Genomic DNA, 340 nt, shown 5'->3' on the forward strand with positions numbered 1-340 from the left:
CCTGCTTCCAGGAAAAGCCTCTAAGCATCAGGTAACATCAAATCGTACCCCAAACCGACACAGGTGGTCAGGTAGAGAATACCAAGGCGCTTGAGAGAACTCGGGTGAAGGAACTAGGCAAAATGGTGCCGTAACTTCGGGAGAAGGCACGCTGATATGTAGGTGAGGTCCCTCGCGGATGGAGCTGAAATCAGTCGAAGATACCAGCTGGCTGCAACTGTTTATTAAAAACACAGCACTGTGCAAACACGAAAGTGGACGTATACGGTGTGACGCCTGCCCGGTGCCGGAAGGTTAATTGATGGGGCTTCGATCAAGAGCTTCGCTTGCGCTAACCCCA

1 rRNA gene is annotated in these 340 nt (G+C 51.8%); it reads left to right on the forward strand.

Annotated elements, in window-relative coordinates:
* Positions 1 to 340: ribosomal RNA gene (locus tag AC0L3J_RS37755) — 23S ribosomal RNA — on the forward strand; the annotation flags it as partial.

Source organism: Bradyrhizobium sp. Kon37 (genome assembly GCF_055807535.1).